The 17,163-nt window shown below is 67.9% G+C and carries 16 protein-coding genes; 11 read left to right on the forward strand and 5 right to left on the reverse strand.

Annotated elements, in window-relative coordinates; genetic code table 11:
* The first annotated feature begins 4 nt into the window (after nt 1-4).
* Both gspE and gspF read left to right on the forward strand, forming a co-directional pair.
* Complete coding sequence (gspE, locus tag AC5WJ1_RS16070; RefSeq protein WP_195427147.1) at nt 5-1,546, forward strand: type II secretion system ATPase GspE; 1,542 nt, start codon at nt 5-7, stop codon at nt 1,544-1,546.
* A 17-nt stretch (nt 1,547-1,563) separates the two neighbouring features.
* Complete coding sequence (gene gspF / locus AC5WJ1_RS16075; RefSeq protein WP_133097747.1) at nt 1,564-2,781, forward strand: type II secretion system inner membrane protein GspF; 1,218 nt, start codon at nt 1,564-1,566, stop codon at nt 2,779-2,781.
* Between the two features lie 95 nt (nt 2,782-2,876).
* Here the strand turns inward: gspF and AC5WJ1_RS16080 are convergent, their stop codons facing one another.
* Entirely contained in the window at nt 2,877-4,160 is a 1,284-nt protein-coding gene (locus AC5WJ1_RS16080) for an NYN domain-containing protein (protein ID WP_135706091.1), read from the reverse strand.
* A 338-nt stretch (nt 4,161-4,498) separates the two neighbouring features.
* Between AC5WJ1_RS16080 and AC5WJ1_RS16085 the strand changes: the two genes are divergently transcribed.
* Nucleotides 4,499-8,092: an indolepyruvate ferredoxin oxidoreductase family protein gene (locus AC5WJ1_RS16085; RefSeq protein WP_135706092.1), complete on the forward strand. Its 3,594-nt coding sequence runs from the start codon at nt 4,499-4,501 to the stop codon at nt 8,090-8,092.
* An 89-nt stretch (nt 8,093-8,181) separates the two neighbouring features.
* On the opposite strand, the gene AC5WJ1_RS16090 is transcribed toward AC5WJ1_RS16085, so the two are convergent.
* The gene (locus tag AC5WJ1_RS16090) at nt 8,182-8,793 is read right to left on the reverse strand and encodes an HD domain-containing protein (RefSeq protein ID WP_195427149.1); all 612 of its coding nucleotides are present in this window, start codon (nt 8,791-8,793) and stop codon (nt 8,182-8,184) included.
* Between the two features lie 174 nt (nt 8,794-8,967).
* On the opposite strand from AC5WJ1_RS16090, the gene AC5WJ1_RS16095 reads away from it, so the two are divergent.
* The 4 genes from AC5WJ1_RS16095 (at nt 8,968) to AC5WJ1_RS16110 (ending at nt 11,540) form a co-directional block, all read left to right on the forward strand.
* Nucleotides 8,968-9,318: a GFA family protein gene (locus tag AC5WJ1_RS16095; RefSeq protein ID WP_195427151.1), complete on the forward strand. Its 351-nt coding sequence runs from the start codon at nt 8,968-8,970 to the stop codon at nt 9,316-9,318.
* 8 nt (nt 9,319-9,326) lie between these two features.
* Complete coding sequence (locus AC5WJ1_RS16100) at nt 9,327-9,746, forward strand: VOC family protein (protein WP_494476548.1); 420 nt, start codon at nt 9,327-9,329, stop codon at nt 9,744-9,746.
* Nucleotides 9,747-9,854: 108 nt separating this feature from the next.
* Nucleotides 9,855-11,150 carry an MFS transporter gene (locus AC5WJ1_RS16105; RefSeq protein ID WP_494476213.1) on the forward strand — a complete coding sequence of 432 codons (1,296 nt, stop codon included), beginning with the start codon at nt 9,855-9,857 and terminating at the stop codon, nt 11,148-11,150.
* Between the two features lie 249 nt (nt 11,151-11,399).
* Nucleotides 11,400-11,540 (forward strand): hypothetical protein, encoded by a 141-nt coding sequence (locus AC5WJ1_RS16110; RefSeq protein ID WP_165971588.1) that lies wholly within the window; start codon nt 11,400-11,402, stop codon nt 11,538-11,540.
* Nucleotides 11,541-11,558: 18 nt separating this feature from the next.
* Here AC5WJ1_RS16110 and AC5WJ1_RS16115 read toward each other — a convergent pair whose 3' ends face one another.
* Nucleotides 11,559-12,443 (reverse strand): DODA-type extradiol aromatic ring-opening family dioxygenase, encoded by an 885-nt coding sequence (locus AC5WJ1_RS16115; protein ID WP_494476214.1) that lies wholly within the window; start codon nt 12,441-12,443, stop codon nt 11,559-11,561.
* A gap of 281 nt (nt 12,444-12,724) precedes the next feature.
* Here AC5WJ1_RS16115 and AC5WJ1_RS16120 point away from each other — a divergent pair, with 281 nt between their 5' ends.
* Nucleotides 12,725-13,063 (forward strand): hypothetical protein, encoded by a 339-nt coding sequence (locus AC5WJ1_RS16120; protein WP_371704901.1) that lies wholly within the window; start codon nt 12,725-12,727, stop codon nt 13,061-13,063.
* Nucleotides 13,064-13,218: 155 nt separating this feature from the next.
* Complete coding sequence (locus tag AC5WJ1_RS16125) at nt 13,219-14,223, forward strand: hypothetical protein (RefSeq protein ID WP_243737060.1); 1,005 nt, start codon at nt 13,219-13,221, stop codon at nt 14,221-14,223.
* 22 nt (nt 14,224-14,245) lie between these two features.
* On the opposite strand, the gene AC5WJ1_RS16130 is transcribed toward AC5WJ1_RS16125, so the two are convergent.
* Nucleotides 14,246-14,602 (reverse strand): DUF2314 domain-containing protein, encoded by a 357-nt coding sequence (locus AC5WJ1_RS16130; RefSeq protein WP_135706095.1) that lies wholly within the window; start codon nt 14,600-14,602, stop codon nt 14,246-14,248.
* Nucleotides 14,603-14,751: 149 nt separating this feature from the next.
* On the opposite strand from AC5WJ1_RS16130, the gene AC5WJ1_RS16135 reads away from it, so the two are divergent.
* Nucleotides 14,752-15,387 carry a DNA-3-methyladenine glycosylase I gene (locus tag AC5WJ1_RS16135; protein WP_133097756.1) on the forward strand — a complete coding sequence of 212 codons (636 nt, stop codon included), beginning with the start codon at nt 14,752-14,754 and terminating at the stop codon, nt 15,385-15,387.
* Between the two features lie 380 nt (nt 15,388-15,767).
* Here the strand turns inward: AC5WJ1_RS16135 and AC5WJ1_RS16140 are convergent, their stop codons facing one another.
* Complete coding sequence (locus tag AC5WJ1_RS16140; protein WP_494476215.1) at nt 15,768-16,736, reverse strand: cation diffusion facilitator family transporter; 969 nt, start codon at nt 16,734-16,736, stop codon at nt 15,768-15,770.
* 163 nt (nt 16,737-16,899) lie between these two features.
* Here AC5WJ1_RS16140 and AC5WJ1_RS16145 point away from each other — a divergent pair, with 163 nt between their 5' ends.
* Nucleotides 16,900-17,151: a hypothetical protein gene (locus AC5WJ1_RS16145; protein ID WP_133097758.1), complete on the forward strand. Its 252-nt coding sequence runs from the start codon at nt 16,900-16,902 to the stop codon at nt 17,149-17,151.
* The last annotated feature ends 12 nt before the right edge of the window (nt 17,152-17,163 follow it).

Consider the following 17,163-nt stretch of genomic DNA (forward strand, 5'->3'; position numbering starts at 1 on the left):
TGCCATGGCGAGCGAAGTCCAGACCCCTCCCCTCGATACGCTCGAACCGCCCTCGCCGATGGCGGCGCGGCTGGTTCCGTACGGCTTTGCGCGCGAAGCGCCGCTGCTGATCGCGCACCAGCGCCCCGACGGACTGGAGGTATGGGTCAGCCGCGCCACCTCCCCGACCGCCCTGGCGGAAATCGCCCGGGTGCACGGCGCGCTGCGGCTGCGCGTGCTGGAGCCCGAGGCGCTCGAGCGCGCCATGTCCGATGCCTATAACCGCCAGGACGGCAGCGCCGCGCAGGTGGTGGGCGAAGTCGAGGGCGAGGTCGACCTGTCGCGCCTGATGCAGGACATTCCCGCCGTGGAAGACCTGCTCGAGTCCGAGGACGACGCGCCGATCATCCGCATGATCAACGCGCTGCTGACGCAGGCGGCGCGCGAAGGCGCATCGGATATCCACATCGAGCCGTTCGAGTCGTCGTCGGTGGTGCGCTTCCGCGTGGACGGCACGCTGCGCGACGTGGTGCGGCCGAAGAAGGCGCTGCACGGCGCGCTGATCTCGCGCATCAAGATCATGGCGCAGCTCGATATCGCCGAGAAGCGCCTGCCGCAGGACGGCCGCATCACGTTGCGCGTGGGCGGGCGGCCGGTGGACGTGCGCGTGTCGACGCTGCCCACCGGCCACGGCGAGCGCGCGGTGCTGCGCCTGCTCGACAAGGAAGCGGGCCGGCTCGACCTGGCCAGGCTGGGCATGGCGCCCGACACGCTGCGCGGCTTCGACCACCTGATCCGGCAGCCGCACGGCATCGTGCTGGTGACCGGGCCGACCGGCTCGGGCAAGACCACCACGCTGTATGCCGCGCTGTCGCGGCTGGATGCGCGCACCACCAACATCATGACGGTGGAAGACCCGGTCGAGTACGACCTCGACGGCATCGGCCAGACCCAGGTCAATGCGCGTATCGACATGACCTTCGGCAAGGCCCTGCGCGCGATCCTGCGCCAGGACCCGGACGTGGTGATGATCGGCGAGATCCGCGACCTGGAGACCGCGCAGATCGCGGTGCAGGCCTCGCTGACCGGCCACCTGGTTCTGGCGACGCTGCACACCAACGACTCGGCCTCGGCGGTGACGCGGCTGGTCGACATGGGGATCGAGCCGTTCCTGCTCTCGTCGTCGCTGCTGGGCGTGCTGGCGCAGCGGCTGGTACGGCGCCTGTGCCCGCACTGCAAGCGCGAGGAAGTGATCGAGCTGCCCGAGGGAGTAGCCGCTGCCGATGCCGAAGCGCTGCAGGCGCAGGGCAAGCCGCTGCAGCATGTGTGGCATCCGGTCGGCTGCGACAAGTGCGGACAGTCGGGTTACCAGGGGCGCATGGGCGTCTACGAGCTGCTGACCGTCGGCGACGAGATCCGCACCATGATCCACCGGCAGGCGCCGGAATCGGAGATCAAGCAGGTAGCGCTGGCGCATGGCATGCACACCATGCGCAGCGACGCGCAGCGCTGGATCGACAGCGGCGCGACCTCGCTTGAGGAAGTGTTGCGCGTGACGCGCGACTGAGGCGGAGCAGACACCGGATGCCAGCCTTCCGCTACGAAGCCGCCGACGCCGCCGGCAAGACCGACCGCGGCGTCATCGAGGCCGACAGCCCGCGCCAGGCGCGCTCGCAACTGCGCGCGCGCGGGCTGACGCCGCTGACCGTCGATGCGCTGGCCGGTGCCGGGCTGGCCCCGCGCAGCGGCAGCCAGCTGTTCGCGCGCAAGCTGTCGACGCAGGAGCAGGCGTTGTTCACGCGCCAGCTCGCCAGCCTGATCGTGGCCGGCCTGCCGCTGGACGAAGCGCTCGGCGCGCTGGCCGACCAGGCCGAACGGCCGTATGTGCACGAACTGCTGGCCGGCATCCGCGCCGAGGTGATGGGCGGCAGCTCGCTGTCGGTGGCGCTGGCGCAGCATCCGCGCGACTTTCCGGATATCTACCGCGCGCTGGTTTCGGCTGGCGAGCATTCGGGCCATCTCGGGCTGGTGCTGGAACGGCTGGCGGGATATATCGAGTCGCGCAATACGCTGACGTCGAAGATCCGGCTCGCGTTCACCTATCCGGCTATCGTCACGGTGGTCGCATTCGCGATCGTGATCTTCCTGCTGTCATACGTGGTGCCGCAGGTGGTGAGCGTGTTTGCGAACACCAAGCAGAAGCTGCCGACGCTCACCATCATCATGCTGTGGCTGTCGGATTTCGTGCGCAACTGGTGGTGGGCCGCGCTGGCGTTCATCGCCGTGGTTGCGCTGGCGATCCGCAGCCTGCTGAAGCAGCCGGCGGTGCGGCTGGAATGGCACCGGTGGCTGCTGACCGCGCCCCTGTTCGGCAAGCTGATCCGCGGCTATAACACCGCACGCTTTGCCGGCACGCTGGCGATCCTGGTGTCGGCGGGCGTGCCGATCCTGCGCAGCCTGCAGGCGGCCGGCGAGACACTGACCAACGAGGCGCTGCGTGCCAATGTGGAGGATGCCAATACGCGCGTGCGTGAAGGGGCGTCGCTGGCGCGCGCGCTGGCGGCGCAGAACCAGTTTCCGCCGGTGCTGGTGCATTTGATCCGGTCAGGCGAGGCGACCGGCAATCTGCCGGTAATGCTGGACCGCGCTGCGCAGGGCGAGGCGCAGGAACTGGAACGGCGCACGCTGTTCCTGACCAGCCTGCTGGAGCCGCTGCTGATCCTGACGATGGGGGTGGTGGTGCTGTTGATCGTGCTGGCGGTGTTGATGCCGATTATCGAGATCAATCAGCTGGTGCGGTAAGTGGGATATGGCAGTGGCGTCTGTTTGCCTGACGCCGCTCGCACAGGCTCCCCTACCCTGCGAAGCGGGAGAGGGGAGCAAACCGCCGCGCTCAGTTACTCCGCGGCTTGTGCAGTCTTCTTGCTAGGCCGCTTGCGCGGCTTCCGTGCCGGCGCCGGTGCAGCTGCCGCTTCGGCCACCGCCTCGGCTACCACTTCGACGACTCCTTCCTGTTCCGCCGCCACGTCCGGCTCCGTCCCCACCGTCGCCGTCAACACCGTCGCTCCCGGCGCCGCAAACACCGACTGGTCGATCGGCCACGGCGTCTCGTTGAGCGTCACTTCCGGACGGCGCGCCGGGCGTTTGCGGCTGCGCGACTTGGGTTCCGCATCGGGCTTGGGCTCGGGATCGGGCTGGGGCGCGGCTTCGAGCGGTGGCACCGGTTCCGGCTCGGGCTGCACGACATCCGCAGCAACGAACGGGGGCGCGTCGTCGGCCAGGAATGCCGGCTGGACAGCCGCCGGTTCCGGGGCCGGCTCGGGGCTTTCCACCGGCGCCGGGATGGGATTGCGGCGCGCCGCTTCGGGCTGAGGCGCGGGTTGCTGCTGCGACGGCCGCTGTTGCTGCTCGCCGCCGCCCCTGCCGCGCTTCTTCAGCCGGATCCAGATGGTCTTGTTGTTGCCGCCGTTGCGCGTTTCCACCTCGAACAGGCCAGTGGCCGCCACCAGCTCCGAGAGCTTGCCGTAGCCATAGTTGCGCGAGTCGAATTCCGGCGCCTGCTTGGCGATGTGGTTGCCCATGCTGCCCAGCGTCAGCCAGCCGTCCTCGTCGGACACGGCCTGCGCCGCGCTCTGCAGCAGGCGCACCAGGCGCGAATCCTGGCGCAGTTCGCCGGTGCTGCGCTTGCGCGTCGGCGCGGCGGCTTCGTCAGCACCTTCGGTATCGGCTTCGGCGCGCAGCACGTCGGAGTAGATGAACTTGTCGCAGGCGGTGACAAAGGGCTTGGGCGTCTTGCGCTCGCCGAAGCCGTAGACGATCAGCCCCTGCTCGCGGATGCGCGAGGCCAGCCGGGTGAAGTCGCTGTCGCTGGAGACGATGCAGAAGCCGTCGAAACGCCCGGTGTACAGCAGGTCCATGGCGTCGATGATCATGGCGCTGTCGGTGGCGTTCTTGCCGACGGTGTAGCGGAACTGCTGGATCGGCTGGATCGAATGCGACAGCAGCCGCTCTTTCCAGCCGGCCAGGTTGGGACGGGTCCAGTCGCCGTAGATGCGTTTGACGGCCGCGACGCCGTACTTGGCGACTTCGGCCAGCAGGCCTTCGACGATGGCGGGCGCCGCGTTGTCGGCGTCGATCAGCACGGCCAGGGTCGCGGTGCCCTGGCGGGGGGAATTGGTCATGTTCGGGTATTCGCTGGTTTGCCCGTGCATGAGACGGGCAATCGAAAATCAGGTTGCACCAGGCTGGCGCGGCAGATGTGGTGCGTCGAGGATCGCGGGCGGCATCGCCGGCGTTCTCGATGCAACGCAGTGTACACGCGAAGCCCCGTCCATACGGGAAATCACCGTTGCCATGGGCACGTTTCGTGCTGCGCTGCAAGGTACCGCCGACCGCACGGCGGTGCTACCATGCCGCGCAGAGACACAGCCGCCCAACGCTTCCACAAGAGGCCGCGAGGCGACTGCCCACAACTGCAGGTGTCGGTGATCCCGACAACACGCCCCATAGAGGAGCACCTATGAATGCCCCCCTGACCCCGCCGGTCAGCGACGCCATCCACCGCGCGCTCGCTAATGTTTCCCTCGACGACAAATACACGCTGGAGCGTGGCCGCATCTACATCAGCGGCACGCAGGCGCTGGTACGCCTGCCCATGCTGCAGCAGGAGCGCGATCGCGCCGCCGGGCTGAACACCGCCGGTTTTATCTCCGGCTACCGGGGGTCGCCGCTGGGCGCGCTGGACCAGTCGCTATGGAAGGCCAAGAAGCACCTGGCCGCGCACAACATCGTGTTCCAGGCGGGGCTGAACGAGGATCTCGCCGCGACCTCGGTGTGGGGCTCGCAGCAGGTCAATATGTACCCCGACGCCAAATTCGATGGCGTATTCGGCATGTGGTACGGCAAGGGGCCGGGCGTGGACCGCACCGGCGACGTGTTCAAGCACGCCAACTCGGCCGGCTCGTCGAAGCACGGCGGCGTGCTGGTGCTGGCGGGTGACGACCATTCGGCCAAGTCGTCGACACTGGCGCACCAGTCCGAGCACATCTTCAAGGCCTGCGGCCTGCCGGTGCTGTATCCGTCTAACGTGCAGGAATATCTCGACTACGGCCTGCACGGCTGGGCCATGAGCCGCTATTCCGGCCTGTGGGTGGCGATGAAGTGCGTGACCGACGTGGTGGAATCGTCGGCCTCGGTGGAGCTGGACCCGCACCGCGTGCAGATCGCGCTGCCGGACGACTTCATCATGCCGCCGGGCGGCCTGAATATCCGCTGGCCCGATCCGCCGCTGGAACAGGAAGCGCGCCTGCTCGACTACAAGTGGTACGCGGGCCTGGCCTATGTGCGGGCCAACAAGCTGGACCGCATCGAGATCGATTCGCCGCACGCGCGCTTCGGCATCATGACCGGCGGCAAGGCCTACCTGGATACGCGCCAGGCGCTGGCCGACCTGGGGCTGGACGATGCCACCTGCGCGCAGATCGGCATCCGCCTGTACAAGGTCGGCTGCGTCTGGCCGCTGGAAGCGCATGGCGCGCGCGCGTTTGCCGAGGGCCTGCAGGAAATCCTGGTGGTCGAAGAAAAGCGCCAGATCATGGAGTACGCGCTCAAGGAAGAGCTGTACAACTGGCGCGACGACGTGCGCCCCAGGGTCTACGGCAAGTTCGACGAGAAGGACAACGCCGGCGGCGAATGGTCGATCCCGCAAAGCAACTGGCTGCTGCCGGCGCACTATGAACTGTCGCCCGCGATCATCGCCAAGGCCATCGCCACGCGGCTGGACAAGTTCGAGCTGCCGATGGACGTGCGCGCGCGCATCACCGCGCGGCTGGCCATCATCGAGGCCAAGGAAAAGGCGTTGGCTACCCCGCGCGTGACGGCGGAACGCAAGCCGTGGTTCTGCTCGGGCTGCCCGCACAACACCTCCACCAACGTGCCGGAGGGCTCGCGCGCGCTGGCCGGCATCGGCTGCCACTACATGACGGTGTGGATGGACCGCAATACCAGCACCTTCAGCCAGATGGGCGGCGAAGGCGTGGCGTGGATCGGCCAGGCGCCGTTCGCGGGCGACAAGCATGTGTTCGCCAACCTGGGCGACGGCACCTACTTCCATTCCGGGCTGCTGGCGATCCGCGCGTCGATCGCCGCGGGCGTCAACATCACCTACAAGATCCTGTACAACGACGCGGTGGCGATGACCGGCGGCCAGCCGGTGGACGGCCAGCTGTCGGTGCAGGACATCGCCTGGCAGGTGCACAGCGAGGGCGCGAAGAAGATCGTCATCGTCAGCGACCAGCCGGAGAAGTACAACGCGGCGATCAAGCTGCCCCAGGGCATCGACATCCATCACCGTGACCAGCTCGACAGCGTGCAGCGCGAGCTGCGCGAAGTGCCGGGCTGCACCATCCTGATCTACGACCAGACCTGCGCCACCGAAAAGCGCCGCCGCCGCAAGCGCGGCACGATGGAAGACCCGGCACGCCGCGTCTTCATCAATGACGCGGTGTGCGAAGGCTGCGGCGATTGCTCGGTCAAGTCGAACTGCCTGTCAGTGGAGCCGCTGGAGACGGATTTCGGCACCAAGCGCCAGATCAACCAGTCGTCGTGCAACAAGGACTTCTCGTGCCTGAACGGCTTCTGCCCGAGCTTTGTCTCGGCCGAAGGCGCGCAGGTGCGCAAGCCCGAGCAGCATGGCGTGTCGATGGAGAGCCTGCCCGCGCTGCCTGCGCCGGAGCTGCCGCCGATCCGCCGTGCCTACGGCATCCTGGTGACGGGCGTGGGCGGTACCGGCGTGGTGACCATCGGCGGCCTGCTGGGGATGGCGGCGCACCTGGAAAACAAGGGCGTGACCGTGCTCGACATGGCGGGCCTGGCGCAGAAAGGCGGCGCGGTGCTATCGCACGTGCAGCTGGCCGCGCGCCCCGATGACCTGCACGCGACGCGCATCGCGATGGGAGAAGCCGACCTGGTGATCGGCTGCGATGCCATCGTTTCGGCCACCGACGAAGTCATCTCCAAGACCCAGGCAGGCCGCACGCGCGCCGTGGTCAATACCGCGCAGACGCCCACCGCCGAGTTCATCAAGAACCCCAAGTGGCAGTTCCCGGGCGTGTCGGCCGAACAGGACGTGCGCAACGCCGTCGGCGAGAAGTGCGACTTCATCAACGCCAGCGGCCTGGCCGTGGCGCTGCTGGGCGATGCCATCTACACCAACCCGCTGGTGCTCGGCTACGCGTGGCAAAAGGGCTGGATCCCGCTGACGCTGCAGGCACTGGAGCGCGCGATCGAACTCAACGGCGTGGCCGTCGAGAAGAACAAGGCCGCGTTCGACTGGGGCCGCCATATGGCGCACGACCCGGAGCACGTGCTGTCGCTGACCGGCAAGCTGCAGAACACTGCCGAAGGCGCGGAAGTGGTCAAGCTGCCAAGCTCGACCGGGGCGATGCTGGAGAAGCTGGTCGCGCGCCGCATGGAACACCTGACGGCCTACCAGGACGCCGCCTACGCGCGCACCTACCGCGAAGCCATCGACCGCGTGCGCGCGGCCGAAAGCGCGCTGGCAGGCGGCGGCAAGCCGCTGCCGCTGACCGAGGCCGCGGCGCGCAACCTGGCCAAGCTGATGGCGTACAAGGACGAGTACGAGGTGGCGCGGCTCTATACCGATCCCGTCTTCCTCGACAAGCTGCGCGCGCAGTTCGAAGGCGAACCGGGCAAGGACTACCAGCTCAACTTCTGGCTGGCGCCGCCGACGACGGCCAAGCGCGACGACAAAGGTCATCTGGTCAAGCGCAGATTCGGTCCGTCGACGATGACGCTGTTCCGCGTGCTGGCGAAGATGAAGGGCCTGCGCGGCGGCATGTTCGATGTCTTTGGCAAGACCGGGGAACGCCGTACCGAGCGCGCGCTGATCGGCGAATACCGTGCCTTGCTGGATGAGCTGGTGGCGGGACTGAATGCCGCCAACTATGACACCGCGGTGACGCTGGCCAACCTGCCGGATGATATCCGGGGCTTCGGGCACGTGAAGGAAAACAACCTGAAGGCGGTGCGTGGGCGCTGGCAAAAACTGCTGGAGCAGTTCAGGCATCCGGAAACGGCGCAGCGGGCAGCGTAAGGCAAGAGCCTTTAAATCTCCGCGCTGTTCGTCCCCTCTCCCCGTGAGGGGAGAGGAAAATACGATCGGTCAACGAGGCGCAATGTGCCCTACGGCCGCGCCAGCTCCTTTTCCCCCGGCTTCACATACATCGAGTTTTTCGGCTGCGACAACACCCGACGCACCATCGGCTCGAAGAACGACAACGGCAGCGTGTCGTAATCCGTCATGAACGCCGCCGCATCGTACTTGCGGCAGAACTCGGCAGTGCGCTCGAACAGCTCCGGCTGGTTGCGATACTGCTCGCGCAGGTTGCGGTCGAGCCCGAGGTGATGGAAGAAGTAATAGCCCTGGAACACGCCATGCTTTTCCACCATCCACAGGTTCTCTGCGCTGACAAAGGGCTTCAGGATCGCCGCCGCGATATCGGGATGGTTGAAGCTGCCGAGCGTATCGCCGATATCGTGGAGCAGCGCGCAGACCACGTATTCCTCATCCTGCCCGTCCCGGTGCGCCAGCGTCGCGGTCTGCAGCGAATGCGTGAGCCGGTCCACCGGGAAGCCGCCGCAATCGCCATCGAGCAGCCGCAGGTGCGCCAGCACGCGGTCGGGCAGCGCCCGCGCATACGGCATGAACTCGGCGGAAATCGCGGCCCAGTCCTCGCGGGTGCCGTGTTCCATATGGCTGAAGCTCGCGCGCGCGGGCGCGTGGGTGTCGCTCATGCTGGTCTCCTTTTGTGGGGAGGGTGTGCGAGGGCCGCACATCCGCTCGTCATGTTGTGCCGGCATTGTGGCACCCGCAGCGGCGCTACACTGTCAAAAAGCTAACAATGTGCCGGCATATTGCGGCGCACCACCGGTTCCCGGCAGCAACAGACTGACGTACAAGGAGACGACATGACGTTCCACGGAAGCTGCCACTGCGGCAACATTGCTTTCGAGGTCGAGGCCGAAAGCATCCCGAGCGTGATCCGCTGCAATTGCTCGATCTGCCGGCGGCGCGGCCACCTGTTGTGGTTCGTGCCACGCGCCACCTTCAAGCTGGATACGCCGGAGAGCAATGCGTCGACGTACCGCTTCAACACCATGAAGATCGCGCACCGCTTCTGCCCGGTGTGCGGCTGCGGCCCTTATGCCGATGGCCAGGACAAGGACGGCAAGCCGATGGCGGCGGTGAACGTGCGCTGCCTGGACAATGTCGACCTGGGCAGTCTGAAGGTCATCGACTACGACGGCCTGCACCACTGATGCCCGCCATGTTCCGCATCCTCGATCTCGACCACCTGGTGCTGCGCACCGCCGATGTCGACGCGCTGCGCCGGTTCTATGTCGACGTGCTGGGCTGCAGCGTCGAACGCGAGCAGCCCGACTTCGGCCTGACGCAGCTGCGCGCGGGCAGCGCGCTGATCGACCTGGTCTCGCTGGACGGCCCGCTGGGCCGTGCCGGCGGCGCGGGCCCTGGCGCCGAGGGCCGCAACCTCGACCATTTCTGCCTGCGCATCGAGCCGTTTGACGAGCCCGCGCTGCGCGCGTGGCTGTCCGGGCACGGCGTAGAGGCCAGCGAGGTCGCGCAGCGCTTCGGGGGCGAAGGCAAGGGCCCGTCGCTCTATGTCAGCGACCCGGACGGCAACGTGGTGGAACTGAAGGGTCCGCCTGCGCCGGTGACCGCACAGTAACGCGCCGCAAAGGTCGTGCCGATGCGCGGGGTGCGCGCAGGATCGCTACAATTTCCCGCTGGTCCCGCGCGCCGCCAGCCATGGCGTCACCCCTCGCCGGGGCCCGCCATGACATCGCTAGAAGCCAGCTCCGACACGGACGCCGCCAGTACCGATTCTCCCGCAGACGCCAGCCCGGCACGCGCCGGCCCCGCGCAGCCGGCCACGCCGCCACGCCGGCTGGTCTGGATCCTCGGCCTGACCGAGACCATCTCCTGGGGCACGCTGTTTTTTGCCTTCACCGTCTTCATCGAGCCGATGATCCGCAGCACGGGCTGGTCCAGGCCATTCCTCGCAGGCGGCTATTCGCTGGGGCTGCTGGTGTGGGCGATGTGCTCGTTCGCAGTGGGCCGGCTGCTGGACCGCGCACCCGCGCGCAGGGTGATGGGCGCCGGTTCGGTGCTGGCCGGCCTGGGGCTGCTGCTGTGGGCGTGGTCGCCCTCCCCCGCGATGTTCCTGCTGATGTGGGTGCCGATCGGGCTGGCCATGGCCACCACGCTGTACGAGCCGGCCTTCGTGGTGCTGCGCCAGGCCTATGGCGACCAGTACCAGAAGCCGATCATGATCGTCACGCTGATGGCCGGCTTTGCCAGCACGATCTTCGTGCCGCTGGCGCAATGGCTGGTGCTGCATGCCGGCTGGCGGCCCACGCTGGTCGGCTTTGCAGTGCTTAACCTGCTGGTCTGCGCGCCGCTGCACGCGCGCATGCGCTACGCCCCGCATCCCACCTACAGCGGCACGCCGACCGCAGGCGCCGACGCGGGCAGCACCGGCATCGCGCGCACCACGCTGCGCCAGCCGGTGTTCTGGGCCGTGGTGCTGGCCTTCACCGCGACCGCGGTGGTGGCCTCGCTGCTGGGCGCGCACCTGATCCCGATGCTGACCGAGAAGGGCCTGCCGGTGTCGCAGCAACTGGTGGTGGCGGCGCTGATCGGCCCGGCGCAGGTTGCGGGCCGCATGCTGATGATGCGCGCGGCAGTGCGCCACCCGGTGCGGCTGTCGCTGCCGGTCTATCTGCTGATGAGCGCTGGACTGCTTTGCTTCGCGCTGGGCCATGGCGCCTGGCTGATGGTGGCCGCGGTGCTGTATGGCTGCGCCAACGGCGTCAACACGATGCTGCGCGCGATGGCCATGCCCGAGCTGATCTCGCGCCACCACTACGCCACGCTGAACGGCCTGATGATGACGCCGGTGCTGCTGATGCAGGCCGCCGCGCCGTGGCTGGGCGCGCTGCTATGGCGGGCCGCGGGCGGCTACTGGCTGATGCTGTGGGTCATGCTGGCGCTGGCGCTGGGCGCGCTGCTGGCGTTCGGCTACGCACTGCACCGACGCGGCCTGTTGCGCGTGGCGGGTGCCGCGCCGTAGCGCTGCCATGCCCCGGTCGCGCGGATGCACGACAATAGGGGCTTTTGCGGCCGGGCCGACGCGCCGGCCGCGCCCCCGCATCACGATATCCGCTGGCCACGGTGGCGATCCTGGCCATGCCTTCGTTCTGGTGGCTGCTGCCCGCGCTGGTGGCGTTCGGCATGGCCAATGCCGGCTTCGGCATGGCCATGAACGCGCAAGCCGCCACGGTGGAGGCCAGCCGCCCGCGCTTGGTGATGTCGGCGCTGCATGGTGCTGATCGGCGGCGTGGCGCACCTGGCCGACCTGCGCATGGGGCTGGCCGTGGTGGCGCTCACCATGGGCTGGATCGCGCTGGCGGGCGCGCGCTCGGCGCGGCGCTACCTGCCGCCGCGCAAGGATGGCCGCTGAGCCGCGGCTGAAGCCAGCTCAGGCGGCCGCGCGCAGCGACGTGCCGGCGCCGATCCCCTCGAACACAAAGCTGTCCATCGCCAGCACGCCGTAGGTAACCTCGTCTGCCACCCGGGCCACGCTGGCCGGCGGCGTACCCGCCGCTGCGCTCCGCGGCCCCAGCGCCGCGCCCAGCGCCACGTAGAACGGCAGCAGGTGCTCGTCGGTCGGGTGCGCGCGGCGGGCGTACGGGGCCTCGGCGCGGTAGTTGGCAATGCGGCCGGTGTCGCCGGTGGCCAGCGCCTCGTCCAGCGCGTCGCCCATCCAGCCGCGGAAGGCCTCGACATAGGGCTCGGCCTGCGGCCCGTGCTGTTCAAGGCGGCCGCCGGTGCCGAACACTTCCTGCAGGTTGTGCGTAAAGCTGCCCGAAGCCAGCACCAGCACGCCTTCCTCGCGCAGCGGCGCCAGCGCACGGCCGATCTCGATCTGGAGGGCGGGCGGCAGGTAAGGATTCAGCGCCAGTTGCACCACCGGTACGTCGGCATCCGGGAAAAAGTGCCGCATCGGCATCCAGGCGCCGTGGTCGAGCGGCCGTTCGTCGTCCTCGCCGACAAACCCGGCGCCGGGAATGGCCGCGGCCTCGACCAGCGCCTTGACGCGCGCGGCCAGCGCCGGCGAGCCCGGGGCATCGTAGCGCAGCGCGTACAGGTCGCGCGGGAAGCCGCCGAAGTCGTGCCAGGCTTCCTGGCGCTCGCGGCTGCTCACCGCCAGCGTGCTGTAGATCCAGTGCGCCGATACCACTAGCACCGCGCGTGGCGGCAGCGCCCGCAGGCGCTCGCCAAGTGCATCGAAGGCCGCACCGGTGGGACCGGGGTCGACGGCGAGCATGGGCGAACCGTGCGAGATAAACAGTGCGGGAAGCATGGCGTCGGGTCTCATTGTTCTGCTCATTGATCTGTGTGCTTGCTATTGAGTTTGGCAAAGATCGGCCCCTGGCACGCCCCGCTTTTGCGCATCTTTCATGCAAAAAAACTGAACCGGCGCGCGCCACGTGGGCTGGGCCACACACCGCCGCAGGCGTGCCGGGACGCCGCCGCGCACTGCACCCTATGATGCAGCCGAGGGCAAGTGCCGTACCCGGGCAAGCCCTCGGCCAACGCATGACGCCGCCAGCACGCCAAGCGTGCCGGGTGGCCGGAGACATCGTGGTACCGAACCCGCTGCGCCGCCCCGGCTGGCGCCTTCCCCTTCCCACCCATTGGTGGCAGCCGGGCGTCTACGGCAGCGCACCGGCGGTCGCGCTGTGGATCGCGGCCAGGCTGCCGGCGCAGTGGCTGTGGTCGCTCGCCGGCCAGCCGGATGCCGGCGAGTGGCTGAACCAGGCGGGCGATACGGTGTTTGTTGCCGGCTGGGCCGGCAGCGCGCTGATGCTGTGGCTGGGCCGTCACCGGCCGCCACCGCCTGCGGCATCCGCTGCGGCAGAAAAGTGCGATCCGGGCGATGCGTGCGCGCAGCAGACACCACGCCGCCATACAGCGGCCTGATACTGGCCTGGCCGCTTCCGCGCCCGATTCAAAGCCTCGGCAAACCGATCTGAAAACTTTTGCGCCCCGTTCGCACGCTTGCCCGCGTGGCTAGAATGCGTCGGACGGCTGCCGCCACGCGGCGCCGCGTGAGCCGTGTGCAAGGGGAAATACCCATGTCCGTACGCCTGCCGACTGACCGGTTTCGCGCCAGCCGGCGCCGCGCTTGCCGCTGGCGCGCCGCGGCGGCTGCGCTCGGCTTGCTGGCCGCGGGGACCGCGCACGGCCAGGCCGCCGGCAACGGGCTGCAACTGGTCGGTGCCAACGTGCAGCGGCACGCAAACGCGGTGCTGTCGCTGATGGCATATTCCGTGGTGCCCGACCTGACTTCCAGCTCGCTGTCGATCAACAACGCCAGCACCGACGACCCCGGCGTCGTCATGTCGCAGCTCGGCGGCGGCTTCACCATCAGCAAGTCATTCCCGCTCTACCTGGAAGGCGCGATCGCGTACAGCCGCTACGACCCCACCTTTGTTGCCAGCAACGGCACCGAATCGCGCTCCATCCCGACCCGGTGGAACACGTTCTCGGGCACCATCGGCATCGGCTGGGATTTCCCGATCACCGCCAACAAGGAACTGGTGATCCGGCCGATCTTCAATTTTTCTCTGGGCAATGTCTCGAGCGACCTGTCGATCGGCAAGTTCGCGGTTGAGCAGGCCACCGACCGGCAGATCGAATTCCTCGATGGCGGCAGCCTGAACGCGTACGGCCTGGGCGGCTCGCTGATGCTGGACTGGGAGCACTATCGCGAGAACTATGAAGTCGACGTCGAACTGCGCTACACCAGCATCCATTTGCAGAGCTTCGGCGGCTCCTCAAGCGCGGTGACCGGTTCGGCGACGGCGCAGACCGCCAACCTGTGGGCGCGCTGGCGGGCACCGACAGGCCTGCGCGCGCTGGACCGGCCCCTGCGCTATGTGCTTGAGTTATCACATTCGCACTATTTCGGCAGCCAGGCAGGCATTCTCGGCTTCAATTACCTGACCACGGTTGGCACCGGGCTGGAGCTGGATACCAGTGCGCACGAGGTCTTTGTCACGCGGATACGGGCGGTGGTGCGCTATGTGTTCGGCAACAATGTGTCGGGGGTTTCACTGGGCCTGGCGGCGAGCTTCTGACGCCCGCTGCGGCGCGGATCGCTCAGTTCTCCTCGGCCCCTTCCCGGTAAATATTGATCACATGCCGCGCCTCGAAGCACAGCGGCATGCCCGGCGCCATCTCGTCGGTGCAATACGGCTGGTTGTCCAGTTCGCCGGTATAGAGGCTGCCCTCGCGCCCGGTCACGATCACCCACATCCGCTCGACATGGACCTCTTCGCCGCCGTCTTCGTCCGCCACCAGGATGCGGAAGATCAGCTTGACCTGCTGGCCCGGCACCAGCGCGTCGCGTTCCTCACGGGACGGAATCCAGAACGTGTCGGGATGGGCGGCGGCAATGGACTCGCCGTCATCCAGCTCCCAGCCGTCTTCATCCAGGGTCGTCAATCGCATGTCCATTTTCAGCCTTCCGCAATGTCTCAGGTGCGGGCATGATCGCAGCAAATGCGGCGCGCCGCGAGCGGATTGAGCGACACTTGAGCGACCGCTTGAGCGACACCTTGAGCGGCCACCGCACCGGATCCACCCAAAAGGGAGAAAGGTTACGCATGACAAGCAAGAAGGAAGCGCAGGCCGCCCCGGCAGCGCCGGCGCGCTGCGGCTGGTGCGGCACGCTGGAAGACTATTGCCATTACCACGACCACGAGTGGGGCTTCCCGGTCGCGGATGACCGGCGCCTGTTCGAGAAGCTGTGCCTGGAGGGCTTCCAGTCGGGCCTGAGCTGGCTGACCATCCTGCGCAAGCGCGAGGCCTTCCGCAAGGCCTTCGCCAACTTTGACATCGACAAGGTGGCGCGCTTCGGCGAGCGCGATATCCAGCGCCTGCTCGGCGATGCCGGCATCGTGCGCCACCGCGGCAAGATCGAGGCCGCCATCAACAATGCCCAGCGGGCGCGCGAGCTGCTCGAAACCGAATCGTCGCTGGCCGCCTATTTCTGGCGCTTCGAGCCCGACCTGGCCAGCCGGCCCAAGGTGCTGACGCCCGAGGTGCTGCGCACCATGGCGATCTCGCCCGAGTCGACGGCGCTGTCCAAGGACCTGAAGAAACGCGGCTGGCGCTTTGTCGGACCGACCACCATGTACGCGCTGATGCAGGCAATGGGCCTGGTCAACGACCACCAGGAAGGCTGCGCGACGCGGACCGAGGTGATACGGGCGCGCAAGGCGTTCAAGGTGCCGCGTTAACGTTTGCAGGCCTGCCCGGGCGCTGACGGCGCGCGGTATACGCCCACGTATACGCCCGTGTCCCGGCGCCTCACCGCTGCGATCGCCGCAACGGTCTTGACGATGGTTTTTATATTGTTTACGTATGTAAACATAGTAGTAGTAGGTAAACCAGCCGCCGCCCCGTGGATAAGTCACCTTTCCTCTTTTGCTTCAAGGACTTGCAAGAAAGATAACCACGGTGCCAGCGCACCCGTATACCGGGATAGCCAGGCCCTTGCGTATACGTGCACGCCAACCGCGTGACGGTTGTTCGTATACGTCCCACAGCGCACCCCCAGGCGGGGCACAGCTTGTCCGGCGAGTTATCCCCAGGCGCGGGCGCAGATGTCCACAGCAGCCTAGCCGGCGGCGGCGGTCCAGGCGGCGTATACCGGATCGACGTGCGTCATCACGTTGAGCACCTGGTGATGCTCGAGCGCGCGGCGCCGTGCCTCGACGGCGATCGCATGGCCTTGCGCCACGCTCAGGGAGCCGTCGATCTCCAGATGGACGTCGACCAGCACCTGATCGCCCATCTTGCGCGTGCGCAGGTCATGCAGGCCGTGCACGCCCGGCGTGCCGAGCAGGGTCGCCTCGATTGCCGCGACGGTTTCCTCGTCCGCGGCGCGGTCCATCAGGTCGTTGAGCGCATCCCAGCCAAAGCGCAGGCCCATGCGCGCCACCATCAGCCCGACCACGATCGCCGCTACCGGATCCAGCATGTGGTAGCCGAGCAGGTTGCCGCCGATGCCCAGCGCCACCACCAGCGACGAGGCCGCGTCGGAGCGCGCATGCCAGGCATTGGCGACCAGCATGCCGGAACGCACGCGCCGCGCCACCGCCAGCATGTAGCGGAACAGCAGTTCCTTGGAAACCAGCGTGGCCAGCGCCACCCACAGCGCCAGCGCCTGCACCGGCTGGGCGCCGCCCGGGTGCTGCAGCTTGCCCACCGCGGCCCACAGCATGCCCGCGCCGACCGCCAGCAGCAGCGCGCCCAGCGCCAGTGACGCCGCGGTTTCGAAGCGCAGGTGGCCATACTGGTGGTCCGCGTCGGGATCCTTGCGGCTTTGCCACGCCGCCAGCAGCACCACGAAGTCGGAGAGCAGGTCGGACAGCGAATGCACCGCGTCGGCCAGCAGCGCCTGCGAGCCGGCTACCACGCCCGCGACGCCCTGCGCCGCGGTCAACCCGATATTGACCGCCACGCTGACAAGCGTGCTGCGCCGGCCTGCGCGGTGGCGGGCGTCGGCTTCGGCCGCGGTCGCGGCGGAGGCGTCGTCAGGCAGGCCGGGGCCGAAGCCAAAGCGTTTTTCGGATTCCGATTCCATCGCGCGACTATAGCCCAGGATACGCCGGCGCCCCACCGCATTCCCCGACGGCCCTGCGTCGCCTGTTTCGTGCCGATTTCGTAACAGCGCTGGCGAAGTCCCGGCGACGCCCTTACCGTAGTCATTGACCGGCATGCCGGTCAATGCAAGGAGGGCCCCTACGATGGCGATTCGGTCACTTGCTTCGCACAGCACGTCGCAACTGCGCCGCCTGGTCGGCCAGATGCAGGCGGAAGTCGATGCACTGGAACAACTGTCCACTGCCGATGCCGATGCGCAAAGCCGGCTCGGCTATGCCACCGCGCGACTGCGCGACGGCATCGAGGCCGTGGAAGACGCGCTGCAGTCGCTGCGCGCGCTGCAACAGGTACGGCCTTCGGCGATGAAGGCCAGGCGGCCGACGCGGGTGGCTTAGGACGACAGACGT

It is taken from the genome of Cupriavidus sp. MEYA8 (genome assembly GCF_059278825.1).

Coding starts and splice junctions, on each gene's coding strand:
- gspE (WP_195427147.1), top strand. CDS start 5: ATGGCGAGCGAAGTCCAGACCCCTCCCCTCGATACGCTCGAACCGCCC.
- gspF (WP_133097747.1), top strand. CDS start 1,564: ATGCCAGCCTTCCGCTACGAAGCCGCCGACGCCGCCGGCAAGACCGAC.
- AC5WJ1_RS16080 (WP_135706091.1), bottom strand. CDS start 4,160: ATGACCAATTCCCCCCGCCAGGGCACCGCGACCCTGGCCGTGCTGATC.
- AC5WJ1_RS16085 (WP_135706092.1), top strand. CDS start 4,499: ATGAATGCCCCCCTGACCCCGCCGGTCAGCGACGCCATCCACCGCGCG.
- AC5WJ1_RS16090 (WP_195427149.1), bottom strand. CDS start 8,793: ATGAGCGACACCCACGCGCCCGCGCGCGCGAGCTTCAGCCATATGGAA.
- AC5WJ1_RS16095 (WP_195427151.1), top strand. CDS start 8,968: ATGACGTTCCACGGAAGCTGCCACTGCGGCAACATTGCTTTCGAGGTC.
- AC5WJ1_RS16100 (WP_494476548.1), top strand. CDS start 9,327: ATGTTCCGCATCCTCGATCTCGACCACCTGGTGCTGCGCACCGCCGAT.
- AC5WJ1_RS16105 (WP_494476213.1), top strand. CDS start 9,855: ATGACATCGCTAGAAGCCAGCTCCGACACGGACGCCGCCAGTACCGAT.
- AC5WJ1_RS16110 (WP_165971588.1), top strand. CDS start 11,400: ATGGTGCTGATCGGCGGCGTGGCGCACCTGGCCGACCTGCGCATGGGG.
- AC5WJ1_RS16115 (WP_494476214.1), bottom strand. CDS start 12,443: ATGCTTCCCGCACTGTTTATCTCGCACGGTTCGCCCATGCTCGCCGTC.
- AC5WJ1_RS16125 (WP_243737060.1), top strand. CDS start 13,219: ATGTCCGTACGCCTGCCGACTGACCGGTTTCGCGCCAGCCGGCGCCGC.
- AC5WJ1_RS16130 (WP_135706095.1), bottom strand. CDS start 14,602: ATGGACATGCGATTGACGACCCTGGATGAAGACGGCTGGGAGCTGGAT.
- AC5WJ1_RS16135 (WP_133097756.1), top strand. CDS start 14,752: ATGACAAGCAAGAAGGAAGCGCAGGCCGCCCCGGCAGCGCCGGCGCGC.
- AC5WJ1_RS16140 (WP_494476215.1), bottom strand. CDS start 16,736: ATGGAATCGGAATCCGAAAAACGCTTTGGCTTCGGCCCCGGCCTGCCT.
- AC5WJ1_RS16145 (WP_133097758.1), top strand. CDS start 16,900: ATGGCGATTCGGTCACTTGCTTCGCACAGCACGTCGCAACTGCGCCGC.